Origin of the sequence: Paenibacillus xylanexedens, from assembly GCF_017874615.1 — a bacterium.
In the GTDB taxonomy this organism is placed as follows: Bacteria; Bacillota; Bacilli; order Paenibacillales; family Paenibacillaceae; genus Paenibacillus; species Paenibacillus xylanexedens.
The window spans coordinates 214,734-231,194 of record NZ_JAGIKV010000002.1 but is presented as its reverse complement, the minus strand read 5'-3'; the positions used below and the strand labels follow the sequence as shown (position 1 = coordinate 231,194).

The 16,461-nt window shown below is 46.0% G+C and carries 14 protein-coding genes; 12 read left to right on the top strand and 2 right to left on the bottom strand.

Annotated elements, in window-relative coordinates; all coding sequences use genetic code 11:
• The first annotated feature begins 193 nt into the window (after positions 1-193).
• From J2Z28_RS03320 to J2Z28_RS03305, 4 genes are all read left to right on the top strand, one after another.
• Positions 194-1,732 carry an ABC transporter ATP-binding protein gene (locus J2Z28_RS03320; protein ID WP_036669749.1) on the top strand — a complete coding sequence of 513 codons (1,539 nt, stop codon included), beginning with the start codon at positions 194-196 and terminating at the stop codon, positions 1,730-1,732.
• Entirely contained in the window at positions 1,725-2,804 is a 1,080-nt protein-coding gene (locus J2Z28_RS03315; protein ID WP_036610168.1) for an ABC transporter permease, read from the top strand. The genes J2Z28_RS03320 and J2Z28_RS03315 overlap by 8 nt, the downstream gene beginning before the upstream one ends.
• Positions 2,805-3,767 (top strand): ABC transporter permease, encoded by a 963-nt coding sequence (locus tag J2Z28_RS03310; protein WP_036610165.1) that lies wholly within the window; start codon positions 2,805-2,807, stop codon positions 3,765-3,767. It abuts the gene before it with no gap.
• 264 nt (positions 3,768-4,031) lie between these two features.
• Positions 4,032-4,421 (top strand): hypothetical protein, encoded by a 390-nt coding sequence (locus tag J2Z28_RS03305; protein WP_047842246.1) that lies wholly within the window; start codon positions 4,032-4,034, stop codon positions 4,419-4,421.
• A gap of 6 nt (positions 4,422-4,427) precedes the next feature.
• Here J2Z28_RS03305 and J2Z28_RS03300 read toward each other — a convergent pair whose 3' ends face one another.
• A complete protein-coding gene (locus tag J2Z28_RS03300) occupies positions 4,428-4,871 on the bottom strand; it encodes a GNAT family N-acetyltransferase (protein ID WP_036611020.1) in 444 nt (147 codons plus the stop codon).
• 604 nt (positions 4,872-5,475) lie between these two features.
• Here J2Z28_RS03300 and ilvB point away from each other — a divergent pair.
• From ilvB to J2Z28_RS03280, 4 genes are all read left to right on the top strand, one after another.
• Positions 5,476-7,227: a biosynthetic-type acetolactate synthase large subunit gene (gene ilvB, locus J2Z28_RS03295; RefSeq protein ID WP_211081166.1), complete on the top strand. Its 1,752-nt coding sequence runs from the start codon at positions 5,476-5,478 to the stop codon at positions 7,225-7,227.
• Entirely contained in the window at positions 7,224-7,706 is a 483-nt protein-coding gene (gene ilvN, locus J2Z28_RS03290; RefSeq protein WP_024628317.1) for an acetolactate synthase small subunit, read from the top strand. The genes ilvB and ilvN overlap by 4 nt, the downstream gene beginning before the upstream one ends.
• A 271-nt stretch (positions 7,707-7,977) precedes the next feature.
• On the top strand, positions 7,978-8,970 hold the full coding sequence (gene ilvC, locus J2Z28_RS03285; RefSeq protein WP_036669754.1) for a ketol-acid reductoisomerase: 993 nt from the start codon (positions 7,978-7,980) through the stop codon (positions 8,968-8,970).
• Between the two features lie 140 nt (positions 8,971-9,110).
• Entirely contained in the window at positions 9,111-10,652 is a 1,542-nt protein-coding gene (locus J2Z28_RS03280; RefSeq protein WP_036610154.1) for a 2-isopropylmalate synthase, read from the top strand.
• A 260-nt stretch (positions 10,653-10,912) separates the two neighbouring features.
• On the opposite strand, the gene J2Z28_RS03275 is transcribed toward J2Z28_RS03280, so the two are convergent.
• Positions 10,913-11,893 carry an aldo/keto reductase gene (locus tag J2Z28_RS03275; RefSeq protein WP_211081165.1) on the bottom strand — a complete coding sequence of 327 codons (981 nt, stop codon included), beginning with the start codon at positions 11,891-11,893 and terminating at the stop codon, positions 10,913-10,915.
• A gap of 237 nt (positions 11,894-12,130) precedes the next feature.
• Here J2Z28_RS03275 and leuB point away from each other — a divergent pair, with 237 nt between their 5' ends.
• The 4 genes from leuB (at position 12,131) to J2Z28_RS03255 (ending at position 16,359) form a co-directional block, all read left to right on the top strand.
• Positions 12,131-13,216, top strand: a complete 1,086-nt coding sequence (leuB, locus tag J2Z28_RS03270) for a 3-isopropylmalate dehydrogenase (protein ID WP_211081164.1) — start codon at positions 12,131-12,133, stop codon at positions 13,214-13,216.
• A 277-nt stretch (positions 13,217-13,493) separates the two neighbouring features.
• The gene (locus J2Z28_RS03265; protein WP_036610146.1) at positions 13,494-14,033 is read left to right on the top strand and encodes a peroxiredoxin; all 540 of its coding nucleotides are present in this window, start codon (positions 13,494-13,496) and stop codon (positions 14,031-14,033) included.
• 356 nt (positions 14,034-14,389) lie between these two features.
• Entirely contained in the window at positions 14,390-14,806 is a 417-nt protein-coding gene (locus J2Z28_RS03260) for a hypothetical protein (protein ID WP_017689649.1), read from the top strand.
• 446 nt (positions 14,807-15,252) lie between these two features.
• Positions 15,253-16,359: a PAS domain-containing sensor histidine kinase gene (locus J2Z28_RS03255; RefSeq protein WP_211081163.1), complete on the top strand. Its 1,107-nt coding sequence runs from the start codon at positions 15,253-15,255 to the stop codon at positions 16,357-16,359.
• The last annotated feature ends 102 nt before the right edge of the window (positions 16,360-16,461 follow it).

The window sequence follows — 16,461 nt, the reverse complement described above, 5'->3', positions numbered from 1 at the left end:
TCACTGTGCACCAACGCTCCGGTAGGAGCTTTTCTTAAGATAATGGAATTGATATGTTCTTAATGAGCTGAACCATTCGATTATCGCAAGAAAAACTTCAGCTAAGCGCGGTCTGTCTTTTTTGAAAGTACGTCGATAGACGTTTTTTTTTACGTTTGCGGAACCACACTATATCAGGTATAAGGGTGATTACATGGGTGCAGCAACCCCCGTCGTTGAGTTAAAACAAATTACGAAGCGTTTCCCAGGCATTGTTGCCAACGACGCCATCAGCCTTCAGCTTCGTAAAGGCGAGATCCATGCGCTACTGGGCGAAAACGGCGCTGGTAAGTCAACGTTGATGAATATTGTATTTGGTCTCTATCAGCCAGATGAAGGTTCCATTGAAGTGAATGGCAAGCCTGTCATCATCGACAGCCCTAACCGAGCGATCGATCTTGGCATAGGCATGGTGCATCAGCATTTTAAACTTGTACAGCCGTTCACGGTAACAGAGAACATTATTTTGGGATCTGAACCAACGAAGGGTCTCAATATTAACTATAAAAAAGCAGCCGCTGAAGTTCAGCGTCTTTCCGAACAGTATGGACTTAAGGTGAATCCTCATGCCAAAATTCATGATATTTCTGTCGGAATGCAGCAACGTGTAGAGATTGTTAAAACGTTGTATCGCGGTGCAGACATTCTGATTTTTGACGAGCCTACAGCCGTATTGACTCCTCAAGAGATCAAAGAACTGATGATCATCATGAAGAAGCTTGTAGCTGAAGGAAAGTCCATTATTTTGATCACGCACAAACTGAAAGAAATCATGGAAATCTCCGATACGGTAACGATTATCCGTCGGGGTAAAGTGATTGATTCGGTCAAAACTTCGGAAACGAATCCGAATGAGCTGGCAGAGAAAATGGTGGGGCGGAATGTCACATTCAAAGTGGACAAAAAACCGGCTACACCTGGAGCCAATGTGCTCGAAGTCAGTAAATTAACGGCGAAGAATAAAGAAGGTATTTCGGTTCTGAACCAACTTAACCTGAACGTACGTGCAGGAGAGATTGTCGGAATCGCAGGTGTGGATGGTAATGGTCAAAGTGAACTGATTGAAGCTCTTACCGGACTTCGTAAAGTAGAGAGTGGTTCGATTCTTTTGGAGGGTAAGGAGCTGTCCAATCATTCTCCGCGCCATATTTCGGAGTCGGGTGTAGCCCACATTCCGGAAGATCGCCATAAACACGGACTTGTACTTGATTTTTCAGTGAGTGAAAATATCGTTCTGGAATCGTATTATAAAGCACCATACACCCGTAAAGGGTTCCTTAACTTCGATGCCATCAAACAGCAGGCGAAGCGGCTTGTTGAGGCATTTGACGTGCGTACACCAAGCATCGAGACCAAAGCACGGTCCTTGTCCGGAGGAAACCAGCAAAAGGTCATTATCGCCCGTGAGGTAGATAAAAACCCTGAACTGCTTATCGCTGCGCAACCAACACGTGGTTTGGATGTAGGGGCTATTGAGTTCGTGCAAAAGCAACTGATTGCACAGCGCGATCAAGGGAAGGCTGTTCTGCTGATTTCATTTGAGCTTGATGAGATTATCAATGTATCTGACCGAATTGCTGTTATTTATGAAGGCCAGATCGTTGGCGAGGTGCTGCCGGAAGAAACCAATGACAGGGAGCTCGGCTTGATGATGGCGGGCAGCACCCAAAAGAGAGGTACTGCGCATGAATAACGTATTGAAATGGTTTACCCGAGATTCATTTATTTTACCTGTAGTAGCTATTATTATGGGTCTTATTCTCGGTGGAGTTGTCATGCTGATTGGTGGTTACAATCCAATTGAAGCCTATGGTGCATTGTTCACCAAGGTATTTGGCGACATGTACAACTTTGGTGAAGCAGTACGGGAAATGACACCACTAATTATGACTGGACTAGCATTTGCATTTGCATCACGTGCAGGGTTGTTTAATATCGGGGGAGAAGGTCAATTTCTCGTTGGTATGACCGCTGCAACATTTGTTGGTGTTAAGTTTGCAGGTTTGCCGATCTACCTTCATGCGCCACTGGCTTTGATTGCGGGTGCATTGTTTGGTGGTCTGTGGGCCGCGATTGCTGGTTATCTGAAGGCGGCACGTGGGGTTAATGAAGTTATCAGTAGTATCATGTTGAACTGGATTGGTCTGTATCTGGCCAACCTTATCGTTCGCCAATTCTTGCTGTTGAAGGGCGAGAATCGTTCCGTGGATATCAGCGAATCGGCTTCGATTAGTTTGACATGGCTCTCTGAACTGATGGGCAATTCCCGTGTACACATGGGGACGTTGATTGCCCTTGTGATGGCTGTGCTCTTTTATATCTATATGTGGAAAACAAAACAAGGTTATGAAATCCGCGCGGTAGGTTACAACCCTAATGCGGCTGAATATGCAGGTATGCATGTTAACCGGAATATCGTAAAAGCGATGTTTATCAGTGGTATGCTAGCCGGTCTTGGTGGTGCATTCCAGGTTCTTGGTGTGTTCCAATACCAAACCGTAATGTCGGGTTCACCGGGAACAGGCTTTGACGGAATTGCGGTTGCCCTGATTGGTTTGAATCATCCGTTTGGGGTGTTATTGGGGGCAGTGTTGTTTGGTACCCTCACGTACGGATCTGCAGGTATGAGTTTTGCTGCGGATGTTCCGCCTGAGATTATTCGGATTGTGATCGGTTCGATTATCTTCTTCATTGCGGCACAAGGCATCGTGCGCTGGATACTTAAACCGTTCTATTCGAAGCGTAAGAAAGAGAAGGTGTTGTAGATGGACTTGTTGACAATTGGGCAAATTATCAATACGACGCTTGTCTTTGCTACGGCATTGATTTTTGCATCACTCGGCGGAATTTTTTCGGAAAAATCAGGTGTAACCAACCTTGGACTTGAAGGTTTTATGGTCTTTGGTGCTTTTGCAGCTGGAATCGGGGCGCATTATGCTCAAGAAGCGGGCATGGGCGGAACGACATCGGCCTGGATGGGGGTTTTGCTCGCGATTGTATTGGGCGTTATGGTATCTCTGATTCATGCCGTTGCGTCTATCACATTTAAGGCAGACCAGATTATCAGTGGTATCGTCATTAACTTTTTGGCAGCAGGAAGTACGTTGTACTTGGTTAAACTGTTGTTTGAAGGTTCTGGTGATTCACCGTTGGTTCAAGGTTTCAGCAAGTTTGATGTGCCATTGTTGAAAGACATTCCTTTGCTTGGAGAAGCCTTTTTCAAGAACGTATATCCAACGACATATCTGGCCATTCTGTTCGTATTCCTTACGTATTACATCATGTTCAAAACGCCATTTGGTCTGCGCCTTCGTTCTGTAGGTGAACATCCAAGTGCGGCTGATACGGTTGGTGTTAAAGTGCTTCGTTATCGCTATATTGGCGTTATGATCAGTGGTGCGCTTGCGGCCATTGGTGGAGCTGCGATTACGTTGACGACTACGGGTACATTCTCACACAATACGGTTTCAGGCCAAGGTTATATTGCCATTGCAGCTATGATCTTTGGTAAGTGGAATCCGATTGGTGCCTTTGGTGCGGCTGTCTTCTTTGGATTCTCACAAGCGATCCGAAACTATGTACAGTTGTTTGAATGGTCACAAAGTATTCCCCAGGAAATTATTTTTATGTTGCCTTACCTGCTTACGATCATCGTTCTCGTTGCAGCGGTTGGACGTTCTTCGGCTCCGTCTGCACTCGGTGAAGCTTATGATCCGGGTAAAAGGTAACAACCTTTTCCATATCAGTTTAGCTATTCAAAGTTTTGATAAAGGGTCCGCCTTGTGCGGGCCTTTTTTGTTTTCTGCGTGCCCAGAGGCACGCATGATCTTGTTGGTGAAAGTCCAACCCAAGGAGGAGGGGTCAAGCCACTTTTTCACGTTTACTTTGGTTCTCGTGCAGATACCCATATTTTCAGGTAGGGACAAAGAAACAGGCGAATTCAGTGATGGACGAATACACTGTTTTGAACGATCCGAGGAGGAGGGGAAAGTATGAAACAACAAGTTACGCGTGATGAAGCGATGAAATTAATAGGCAAAAATATTGTTGCAATCAAAAAAGACGGCACTCGGGTTACGGGAAAGCTGTTGAAAGTATCGGGCAACAAACTGGTACTCAAGCGTTTGAATGGCAAAAAAGTACGTACAAAAGCGATTCTGCCACTGGTATTGTTTGATCTGCTTGCTATTGCCACACTGCCTTATGCTTATGGAGGTGGTCCCGGCTTCGGCCCCGGATATGGACCTGGACCAAAACCAGGCCCTGGATATGGTCCAGGCTACGGACCGGGATATGGACCTGGAGGTCCTGGTGGCGGATATGGACCTGGTCCTGGATTCGGCCCTTATGGTCCAGGTCCACGCCCGCCAGGATTTTTCTAGGACATTCTATAATGTTTTTTCCAATTCGTAGCAGCGGCTTATCATGATGTATCGAATCGCGCTGTATCCATTTTTTTGATAAAACTGAAGCCCTTTGGTATTGCCCTCATCCACCATCACTTTAGATCTTCGACAACCCCGAGATACCGCAAAGCTCTCTGCCTTGAGCAACAAAGTTTGCCCGTAACGTTTGCGTTGTTCTTTCGGACTAACGGCCATCATATCGACATAGAGCAATTCCCCATGCATGAGAAAATGGATGAATGCCACAGCAGCTTTGTCTGGCTCCGGCGAGACAACAAAGGTCATGCCCCTGTTCATTCGCAGGGGTATTTCTTTGCGGATTTTATTAATTTCCTTTTCGCTCATATGGGATAAAGGAACAAGTTGAGTGTCAATCAGCTTCATGATGGCGCCATCATCCAGCTTGGATGTGCGTTGCCGAATCACCATGCGGAGCCTCCTTTCAGGACCAGTCGTGCTGCTCGTATATCCTATGCCCGAAGCAAGATAAAAGGTGACTGAATGAAGCGCTGGGATTAGGGCAACCTTATAGGCTGAAGAGGGAGGAAAGAAGGTTCTCTGAATTTTTATGCAAAACAGGTATTGACTTATCGGTTGGAGGAATCATATAATGTTCCTAACATTTAACGAGAATATTTCATCGGCTATGAAGAGGACGAAGTTTTAAGGGCTCTTTTGCTCAGAGAGTGGCTGGAATTGCTGAAACCACCACCATTATCCCTTATATACGAGCTCACCTCGGAGCTGTTTTCCTGAAAAGCACTGGATGTCACTCCTTTCGCGTATTAGGGAAAATCGTATGTCTGCGTTACAGACAACAGGTATGGGAAACGACTACGTTCGTTTGAGCTATTCGTTTTGTTGTACCTGGTAAGGTCCGTTATTGCGAAATTTCGGACAAAATTGGGTGGTACCACGGAAGCGATAACCTTTCGTCCCTCGCAAGCATGAACTTGTTTGCAGGGGATGGAAGGTTTTTTTTGTAACTTTAAATGTCAGAATGGTGTAAATTCCGAGAGGAGGATGACTAATGGGAGCTCAAATTCCAGAAGTACGATCGACAGATGAATTACGTGAAAAATGGATGAAGCCGGAGGTCATTAGCGGTTCCGAGATTCTGCTGAGAAGTTTGTTGCTTGAAGGTGTGGATTGCGTATTTGGTTACCCGGGTGGCGCAGTGTTGTACATTTACGATGCAATGTATGGTTTCGAGGATTTCAAACACGTCTTAACCCGTCACGAACAAGGTGCAATTCATGCAGCTGACGGATATGCACGTGCAAGCGGCAAAGTTGGTGTTTGTATCGCTACCTCCGGGCCGGGAGCAACCAATCTGGTTACTGGAATAGCCACGGCATATATGGATTCTGTGCCGCTGGTTGTCATTACGGGAAATGTTAATTCCAGCCTGATCGGCTCGGATGCTTTCCAGGAAGCGGATATTACCGGGATTACAATGCCGATCACCAAACACAGCTATCTGGTAAAAGATGTTAAGGATCTGTCGAGTATCATTCATGAGGCATTCCATATTGCCAACACTGGCCGTAAAGGTCCTGTATTAATCGACATTCCGAAAGATGTCTCAGCCAACAAAACCATGTTTGAACCGAGTACTGGACCTGTTACATTAAGAGGGTACAATCCACGGACAGTACCAAACAAACTGCAGGTTGACCGTTTGGCTCAGGCCATTCAGGAAGCAGAACGTCCAATGATTCTGGCTGGTGGCGGTGTGGTATACTCGGGAGGACATGAAGAACTGTTCGAGTTTGTTGAGAAGACAGGCATTCCGATCACGACAACCCTTCTGGGGCTTGGTGCATTCCCAAGTGGGCATGAACTATGGACAGGGATGCCAGGAATGCACGGAACATACACATCCAACCTGGCCATCCAACAGTCGGATCTGCTGATTAATATCGGCGCACGATTCGATGATCGGGTAACAGGTAAGCTGGACGGATTCGCTCCACATGCCAAAATCGTTCATATCGATATTGATCCGGCTGAGATTGGTAAAAACATTGCAACCGATATTCCAATCGTTGGTGATGTGAAGACCGTACTTGAAATAGCCAACAAAGAAGTTGGACGTGCAGAGCGTGCAGATGCATGGAGAGACCAGATCAAACAGTGGAAACAAGAGAAGCCATACAGCTATACGGATTCAGACGAAGTGCTGAAACCGCAGTGGGTTGTTGAAATGTTGAATGATACAACCAAAGGTGAAGCGATTGTGACTACGGATGTGGGACAACATCAGATGTGGGCGGCACAATATTACAAGTTTAATCAACCACGTTCATGGGTAACTTCGGGTGGTCTCGGAACGATGGGCTTTGGATTCCCTTCTGCCATTGGTGCTCAGATGGCCAATCCGGACAGACTCGTTATCTCCATTAACGGTGACGGCGGAATGCAGATGTGTTCCCAAGAACTCGCAATCTGTGCCATTAACAATATACCGGTAAAAATTGTGATCATTAACAATCAGGTACTTGGAATGGTTCGCCAATGGCAGGAACTCATCTATGAGAACCGTTACAGCCACATTGATCTGGCAGGAAGCCCGGATTTTGTAAAACTGGCTGAAGCATATGGCGTGAAAGGATTGCGTGCAACGAATAAAGAAGAAGCAGCGCGTGCTTGGCAGGAAGCTTTGGATACACCAGGACCAGTCGTTGTAGAATTCGTAGTACGCAAGGATGAAAATGTGTACCCAATGGTTCCGCAGGGAGCAACAATTGATCAAATGCTGATGGGGGATGCTGACGAATGATTAGACATACGATTTCAATATTGGTAAACGATCAGCCAGGCGTCCTTCAGCGTGTATCAGGGTTGTTCGGTCGACGCGGATTTAACATTGAGAGTATTACCGTAGGTCAATCGGAAGAACCTGGACTCTCCCGGATGGTTATTGTCACCATTGGTGACGATAAAACGCTGGAGCAGATTGAGAAACAATTGTACAAAATCATCGATGTTATTAAAGTGGTTGATTTCAGCCTGAAACCGATGGTAGCCCGTGAACTTGCTTTGATTAAAGTGAAAGCAGAGCCTTCCGAGCGTCCTGAAATTCTGGGTGTGGTAGAAACATTCCGCGCATCCGTTGTAGATGTTGGTCCAGGCAGCCTGATTGTGCAGGTAGTCGGAGATACGGACAAAATTGATGCTATGATTGAATTGCTCAAGCCATATGGCATTCGCGAATTGTCCCGTACAGGCATAACTGCATTGGTACGCGGCAACGTATAAAGTTATAATGAATGAAAAGGGACGACGGTTAGCTAACATATACAGTTGATCTTATGTGAGTGTCAGTCCCTTAACAGTTGTAATTTAACATTTTAGTGATGTAACGCTTGAAAATATAGCTACATTCCCGCATTAATGGGCGGGTGTCTGAACGGATCGGATCAGATCGGATCAGACCAGAGATGCTTTTGACACTCCAAGCGAGGCGGTCCCTTGAGACACCCGCTCATTAATGAAGGGTTCTTTACAATACAAAGGAGGACTTATAAACATGCCAGTAACTACTTATTATGAACAGGATGCAGAGCTTAACGTATTGAAAGGAAAAACGATCGCGGTAATCGGTTATGGTAGCCAGGGCCACGCCCAAGCTCAAAACCTTCGTGATAGTGGATTGAACGTAGTCATCGGACTTCGTGAAGGTAAATCCTTCGACACTGCAAAAAATGACGGATTTGAAGTTCTGTCCCCGGCTGAAGCAACAAGCCGCGCAGATGTAGTTCAAATCTTGCTGCCAGACGAAACTCAAGCTTCTGTATACAAAAACGAAATCGAACCAAACCTGAAAGAAGGCGCTGCATTGCTCTTCTCACACGGTTTCAACGTTCATTTCGGTCAAATCGTTGCTCCAAAAAACAGCGATGTATTGCTGGTAGCTCCTAAGTCCCCTGGTCACATGGTACGTCGTACTTATGTGGAAGGTTTTGGTGTACCGGGCCTGATCGCTATTGAGCAAGATGCAACGGGTAAAGCTAAAGAAATCGGTTTGGCTTATGCTAAAGGTATCGGTTGTACACGCGCAGGGGTTATCGAAACTTCCTTCCGTGAAGAAACAGAAACAGATCTGTTCGGTGAGCAAGCTGTTCTGTGTGGTGGCGTGAGTGCATTAGTAAAAGCTGGATTCGAAACATTGACAGAAGCGGGTTACGCTCCTGAAATGGCATACTTCGAATGTCTGCACGAACTGAAGCTGATCGTTGACATGATGTATGAAGGCGGACTTTCAAGCATGCGTGATTCCATCAGTAACACAGCTGAGTACGGTGACTATGTAACTGGACCTCGCGTTGTAACTGAAGATACGAAGAAAGCAATGAAGGAAGTACTGACGGATATCCAACAAGGTAAATTCGCACGCGACTTCATTCTGGAAAACCAATCCGGACGTGCATTCTTGACAGCAACTCGTCGTAACGAAGCTGAACACCCAATCGAAGTGGTTGGCGGACAATTGCGTGAGATGATGCACTGGATCAAGAAGTAAGCATTAACTTCTAGAACATGCACTTTAAGGTATTCAAGTAAACTTAGAGCTTTAACTGGGAATAGCGGCCGTGCTTTATGCGTGAGCCGCTATTGCTGGTTCAGAGAAACATATAATAACAAGTACAGGAGGTGCGAAGCGTGCGTAAAATCTATGTATTTGACACAACGCTGCGTGATGGAGAGCAATCCCCGGGAGTCAATCTGAACACTCGTGAGAAGGTGGAAATTGCCCATCAGCTCGAGCGGCTGGGCATTGATCGGATGGAAGCGGGTTTCCCGGCGGCATCTCCAGGTGATCTGGCAGCTGTCAATGCAGTAGCAAATGCGGTCAAAAATGTGACTGTTATTGGCTTGTCCCGTTCCAGAGAGCAAGACATTGATGCGGTTAAGGAAGCACTTAAAGGTGCACAGGACCCGTGCATTCATGTTTTCCTGGCAACTTCACCTATTCACCGCCAACATAAATTGCGCATGGACAAAGCGCAGGTACTGGATACAGCTCGTTCCGCGATTCGTTATGCAAAGAAAACATTCTCGAAGATTGAATTCTCACTTGAGGATGCAGGTCGTACCGAGTATGATTTCCTCGTGGAAATGGTGAATATGGCTGTTGAAGAAGGTGCAGCCGTCGTGAATATTCCGGATACGGTTGGTTACCTGAGCCCATATGAATACGGAAACATTTTCAAACATCTCAAGGAGAATGTACACGGTATTGAAAAGGTACAGCTGAGTGCCCACTGTCATAATGACTTGGGTATGGCGACGGCCAATACACTTGCAGCCATTCTCAACGGAGCCGATCAGATCGAAGGTACGATCAATGGCATTGGTGAACGTGCCGGAAACACGGCGATCGAGGAAATTGCTATGGCACTTGAGACACGTCAGGAATTTTTCCAGGCGAAAACATCGCTGCAGCTGTCTGAGATTGCACGGACCAGTCGTTTGGTTAGTCGTTTGACAGGTATGGTTGTGCCTGGAAACAAAGCCATTGTTGGGGCAAATGCCTTCGCACATGAATCCGGCATTCACCAGGACGGCATGCTGAAGGAAAAAACAACGTATGAGATTATGACTCCAGAGTCCATTGGTCTGAAGGAAAGTAAACTTGTACTGGGTAAACATTCTGGTCGTCATGCTTTCCGTGAACGGTTGATTGATCTGGGGTATGAGCTGGAAGAAGAAGCATTGAATCGGGCTTTCGCCCAGTTCAAAGATCTGGCTGACAAGAAAAAAGAAGTTACTGACGAAGATCTGCTTGCCGTAATTGAAGAGAAATTGCAGGATGCACCTGAGGTGTATAAACTGGAATCCATCTTCGTAACGTACGGAGATGAATCGGTACCAACGGCCAAAGTCCGCATTGCAACGCTTGACGGGGATACGATTGAGAAGCAAGCGGAGGGTAATGGATCGGTAGATGCAATCTACAATGCGATTGACCAAGTGAGTGGGGAAGACGTAACGTTGTCTGACTACTCCATCAAATCGGTAACGCATGGTAAGGATGCATTGGGTGAAGTACATGTTGTGCTGACTCAGAATCAGGTTTCGGTACAAGGACGTGGCGTAAGCACAGATATATTGGGTGCAAGTGCACGTGCCTATGTAGACGGTCTGAATCAATTGATTGAGAAGCGCAAGACATATACGAACCGTGTAAACGTTAACCTGTAGGCTTCAATGCAAGAAGCACGCACCCTTCATTGAACTGAACTATAAGCTGGAACGCATGTAAACTGCCGGGATGATCTATCTTATTCTTAATGGATATAGAAGATCGTTCGGCTTGCTTTGTTACGTTTAGTGAGGTACGTAAAGAGTCTGACTCTCCTGTGGAGGGTCAGACTCTTTTGCTTGTATTTATATGATTATGGCAGTGAAACACAGAACCTTTTCCACGATTACCTATTGCATTGGCTTACGCTATCAAGCTATTACCACGCGTATGCATTAGGTGCATGTCCACCTGGACCCGGGAAAATCTCATCCAGACGTTTGAGCACAGCTTCATCCAAAGTCACTTCCAAACATTTGAGTGCGGTCTCAAACTGCTCCAGCGTACGCGGTCCGATAATCGGGGCGGTCACTGCGGGATTGGCTGCAACCCATGCCAAAGCCACCGTATCCTGTGGTTCGCCGAGATCACGACACAGTGCGGCAAAGTCTTCAAGCTGAGTTTGCTGCTGCTCGATCCGTCCAGCGATGCCCCCGCTGCGTGTTCCTTCCAGCTTCTGCAGAGCGTTACGTCCCAGTAATCCACCATCCAGTGGACTCCATGGAATGACGCCGAGGCCCAGCTCTTTTGCTGCGGGCAGTACTTCCAACTCAGGCAAACGACAGTTGAGACTATATTTATGTTGTTCGGAAACCAGGCCGAGGAAATGACGATTCTTGGCTTCGCTTTGAGCGATTGCAATCTGCCATGCAGCAAAGTTACTCGATCCTACATAACCGATTTTACCCTGATGAACGGCATTCTCGAACGAACCCCACAGTTCGTCCCACGATATGGAAGGGTCTACATGATGCATCTGGTATAGCTCGATATGATCGGTCTGTAAGCGGCGGAGGGAACCCTCCAGATGCCGTCTGATTTTGTAGGCGGAGAGGCCAGCTTCGTTGTTGGGGCCATCTGTATCATCATGCATGGAGCCATATACTTTGGTGGCCAGAACTACTTTTTCACGTCTGCCCCCACCCTGGTTGAACCAGCGTCCGATAATTTCTTCGGTAAGGCCGGAATTTTCACCCCAACCGTAGATGTTAGCGGTATCAAAAAAGTTCACGCCTGCATCGAGTGCTGCGTCCATAATGCGGAAAGCTTCTTTTTCATCTGTAGCAGGCCCGAAATTCATGGTACCGAGACAGATTCGGCTGACCTTGAGGCCTGATTTACCCAAATACGAATATTGCATGTTGCTTATCCCTCCTGCGTACCTGATTTGAATTCAGCTATATTTTAACCCAGCCGGGAGGTCAGAACAACTTGGAAAGGCCAATCTCTATTGGCTTATAGGTAAAATCTATTAAAGTCATAGATTGTATATCTTGGTCAAATGACCTTCCTTGGAATATGATACAAAAGAGAGAGTTAATATGAGACGTTACTTGATGAATAATTAATGAATGAAATATAAGGAGTGGACAACCCAATGGCAGACGTGAAAAAAATTGCAGTTATTGCAGGTGACGGAATCGGCCCTGAAGTCGTAGCTGAGGCTGAGAAAGTTCTTAAACGTACGGAGGAAGTATTCGGTTATCGTTTTGAGACAGAGCATGCGCTGTTTGGCGGAATCGCGATTGATGAGAAGGGTACACCTCTTCCTGAAGAAACACTGAGCGTATGTAAAAGTGCAGATGCAGTCCTGCTTGGAGCGGTTGGTGGTCCAAAATGGGATAACAACAGCAAGGAGCTTCGCCCGGAAACAGGCCTGTTGGGTATTCGCAAAGCACTTGGATTGTTCTCCAACCTGCGTCCGGCTGTCGTATTTGATTGCTTGAAGGATGCTTCAACTCTGAAGCCTGAAGTACTGGAAGGTACAGATCTGATGGTGGTACGTGAGTTGACAGGTGGGATCTACTTCGGAGAGAAGTTCAGACGTGAAAGTGCACAGGGCGAAGAGGCTGTGGATACATGTGCATATAATGTAACAGAAGTGGAGCGGATCGTTCGTCAGGCATTCGAAATTGCGCAAGGACGTCGCAAAAAGCTGGCTTCTGTAGACAAAGCCAACGTATTGGAAACTTCCCGTCTCTGGCGTGAAGTCGTGAACCGGGTAGCACCGGATTATCCGGATGTTGAACTGGAACATGTACTGGTAGACAACTGCGCGATGCAATTGCTGCGTCGTCCATCCAGCTTCGATGTCATCGTAACGGAAAACATGTTCGGAGATATCTTGAGTGATGAAGCAGCGATGTTGACAGGTTCCATCGGTATGCTCGCATCTGCATCACTGGGAGAGGGCAGCTTCGGACTCTATGAACCGGTACACGGTTCCGCACCGGATATCGCAGGTCAAGGCCTCGCTAATCCGATTGCAACCATTCTCTCTTTGGCATTGATGTTCCGTACAACCTTTGGTTATACAGAAGGTGCGGATGCTATTGAAGCAGCTGTGTCGGATGTATTGAACGCAGGACACCGCACGAGTGATATTGCTGTAGACAAGAGCACAGCGATCAGCACGACCAAAATGGGCGATTTGATCGTGGCGGCTATTCAGAAACAGGCGTAATTATATTATCTACTACAGGCAGCCCTTTGTTTCCAGTTATGGAATGTACAGAGGGCTGTTCCTTTATCATTTTTGCCACGAAAAATCCTTATTTATAATGATTATAAAAAAATAATGTTTATAATCTTGACTTTGGGAAGTCCGGATGATAACATTTTACTTGTACTTGTTATCAAGGTTCAAATCATTTTAATTACAGGAAAAGCGTACGCGTTTTTCTTGATGATGAGCAATCCGCAAGGATGCTTACATAATCCCAAAGGAGGAATTTTTAGTTATGGCAGAACGTTTGGTAGGTAGACCAGCACCGGATTTCGCAATGGAAACAGTATCGGGAGACGGACAAGACTTCGGTTCCGTTAAACTGTCCGATTATCGTGGCAAATGGCTTGTATTCTTCTTTTATCCTTTGGACTTCACATTTGTGTGCCCAACTGAAATTACAGCTTTGAGCGTTGCTTCCGAGCAATTCAAAGCTTTGGATACAGAAATCCTTGGCGTGAGCGTAGACTCCGTACACAGCCACAAAGCATGGATCAACACACCTGTAGACAGCAATGGTCTGGGTCAATTGAACTTCCCGCTGGCTTCTGACATCACGAAGCAAGTGGCTAAAGATTACGGCGTTCTGATCGAAGAAGAAGGCGTAGCATTGCGCGGTCTGTTCATCATCGATCCAGAAGGCGAACTGAAATATCAAGTGGTTAACCACAACGATGTAGGCCGTAGTGTTGAAGAAACACTTCGCGTACTGCAAGCACTGCAATCCGGCGGATTGTGTGCAATGAACTGGAAACCAGGCGACACTAACCTGTAAGCCAGATTAACTTGAACGGTTTTTGTTCAAGCCCTCATCCCGTTAGGGATTGAGGGCTTTTTGCACCCTTTTGCCGGAAGTTATCACGAAGTTAATCAAAAGTGTTTGAACAAGCAGCTAAGCGTGTTAATAATATATTAGAAGAAAGTCTTCTTTTTATCTGTTGAAAGAGGAATTGATGGCCTTCAAGGCGAATAGGGTATGGAAACCCGGTAAATATTCCGGTGCTCTGCATTTATAATCTGTACATGAATGTGATACACTGATGGAACTATTCCTTTTCGGAAGTGCTGTAAGTGTACGGGATTGCATTTTAACAAAAAAGTCCCGGCACGTAATAAGGAGGGTGAACAAAAATGAGTTACTGTTGTGGGGCAAGTATGGTTGGAACGAAGGGCACGCTGAAGCATTACCGCACCCAGGTTCATAATGTTCCCCTGCTGTTTTGCCCGGTGTGTCACCGGGTTGAGGTGCATTATAAAGTGGAAAACGAATACGAAATCCTGGCTGAATATGCGCATGGAGACGGTGCATCCGAGATCGACTTTCAAGATTATGTTACAGAAGATGAGGATGCGATTTTCGAAAACTGTGTAAACCGTGAGAGCGAGGATGCCATGGTCATTGTGCAGCGCCAGATTGATATGGCTCTGGATTTGCTCAGGCTCGCGAAGGAAACCAAAGACGAGAAGTGGGAAAGCGAACTTAAACGTCGATTAGCTGTGATGAGTCAGCGCAGACTGAAAATTCAGCATAATAAGACCGGACTATAGATGATCTCGGATATATCACCAATTAAAGATATTAAAAACGAAGCTGATTTGCCTACTGGGTGAAACGGCTTCGTTTTTGTGCGTTGTTCTGGAACTAATTCGAGGTTTTTTTTAAAATAATTTCCATTCGACACTTTCTCCGATTGACTCTCTTCTATAAACTTGTCTATGATAAAAACAGACTTGCAAAGAGGCGGAGCAAAAAATGTTCGTGTTTGGGAATAGGAGAAGGTCAGAATGGAACAAACGTATATGATTTTCCGGATCGACTGTTGGTTACCGGGAATAGACCAGCTTGAGTTCCGGACATGCCATCCATATTTTCGGCTCAGCCCCCCAACGAAAGGGCACCGGTAATGAACAATAAAATCGGCCCTTCCTGTTTCTGTGATGATATGATGTCCGAATGGCAAGTTTATCATTTACGTGAAAAGGAGGAACCTGACATGATTAGTGAATTTCAGGATACAGTGCCTCAACCAACGGATGGATTCCCGCCTGTGCATCTGGATAACAACAAGTACGAGAATGTACTGGAACATCTGGATAGCGGTATTATGTTGTTTGACAGTCACGGTGTATTGACGTTTATTAACGTTCAGATGGCAAAGTTGTTGGAGCTTCCACGAAGTCTGTTGAGCGGCTGCACCCTGATGCAAATGCTGCATCATCCGCAGATGAGCCGATTCAAGAAAAAGAAAATTTTACGTATCTATCGGGAAACTATTTTTCATCGTAAGCGCTATCATGAGTTGATTGATGAATACGGAAGGCATTGGCTGGTTACTGTGACGTACGGTGATCAGATGGATGGCGACTTCTTGTTCAGCGTCAAAGATGTATCTGATTATAAACAAATTGAACAGACCGCTTATCAAAATGACAAACTTGCGATGCTGGGGCGAATATCAGCATCTATTGCTCATGAAATTCGTAATCCGTTGACTGCAATCCGTGGGTTCATCCAACTGCTCAGGCCCCATTTGCTGCAGCTCGGCAAAGACGAGTACGCTCGAATCATACTGACGGAGATTGATCGGGCGAATGACATCATCTACGAATTTTTGAATTCTTCCAAACCGTCAGCTCCACAGAAGACCGTGATATCCGTCGACTCTTTGCTCAAAGAGGTGGTCTTGCTGACCGAAAGTGAAGGTTTGATGAAGGGATGCGAGATCGTACTGGATGAAGGGAATGCCCCACTGAATGTATCCATTGATGTCAAACAGATTAAGCAGGTTATTTTGAATATGGTGAAAAACGCAATGGATGCCATTGAGGAAGTTGGCGAAGAACATACGGGTTTAATTCGAATATCTACCGCCACGGAAAACAAGTTCGTGCAGATCTCCATCGCGGATAACGGTCATGGGATGGACCATAACACGCTTGTACGTCTGTTTGATCCATTCTTCACGACCAAGGAGAGCGGAACGGGGCTTGGACTTTCGGTGAGTTACCGAATCATCAAGAACCATGGAGGCACCATCTCTGTGGATAGCAAAAAGGGCGAAGGCACGCGGTTTATAATTATGTTACCCTTGGTTTATTGAGAAAAGTGGGGAGTCAAGGAGTTGGCCATTTGCCAACTCCTTTGTTTTATGTTGCCAATAACGGTTATAGTTAGTAATGAATGCGAATACATAAGCTCCATA

Coding starts and splice junctions, on each gene's coding strand:
- J2Z28_RS03320 (WP_036669749.1), top strand. CDS start 194: ATGGGTGCAGCAACCCCCGTCGTTGAGTTAAAACAAATTACGAAGCGT.
- J2Z28_RS03315 (WP_036610168.1), top strand. CDS start 1,725: ATGAATAACGTATTGAAATGGTTTACCCGAGATTCATTTATTTTACCT.
- J2Z28_RS03310 (WP_036610165.1), top strand. CDS start 2,805: ATGGACTTGTTGACAATTGGGCAAATTATCAATACGACGCTTGTCTTT.
- J2Z28_RS03305 (WP_047842246.1), top strand. CDS start 4,032: ATGAAACAACAAGTTACGCGTGATGAAGCGATGAAATTAATAGGCAAA.
- ilvB (WP_211081166.1), top strand. CDS start 5,476: ATGGGAGCTCAAATTCCAGAAGTACGATCGACAGATGAATTACGTGAA.
- ilvN (WP_024628317.1), top strand. CDS start 7,224: ATGATTAGACATACGATTTCAATATTGGTAAACGATCAGCCAGGCGTC.
- ilvC (WP_036669754.1), top strand. CDS start 7,978: ATGCCAGTAACTACTTATTATGAACAGGATGCAGAGCTTAACGTATTG.
- J2Z28_RS03275 (WP_211081165.1), bottom strand. CDS start 11,893: ATGCAATATTCGTATTTGGGTAAATCAGGCCTCAAGGTCAGCCGAATC.
- leuB (WP_211081164.1), top strand. CDS start 12,131: ATGGCAGACGTGAAAAAAATTGCAGTTATTGCAGGTGACGGAATCGGC.
- J2Z28_RS03265 (WP_036610146.1), top strand. CDS start 13,494: ATGGCAGAACGTTTGGTAGGTAGACCAGCACCGGATTTCGCAATGGAA.
- J2Z28_RS03260 (WP_017689649.1), top strand. CDS start 14,390: ATGAGTTACTGTTGTGGGGCAAGTATGGTTGGAACGAAGGGCACGCTG.
- J2Z28_RS03255 (WP_211081163.1), top strand. CDS start 15,253: ATGATTAGTGAATTTCAGGATACAGTGCCTCAACCAACGGATGGATTC.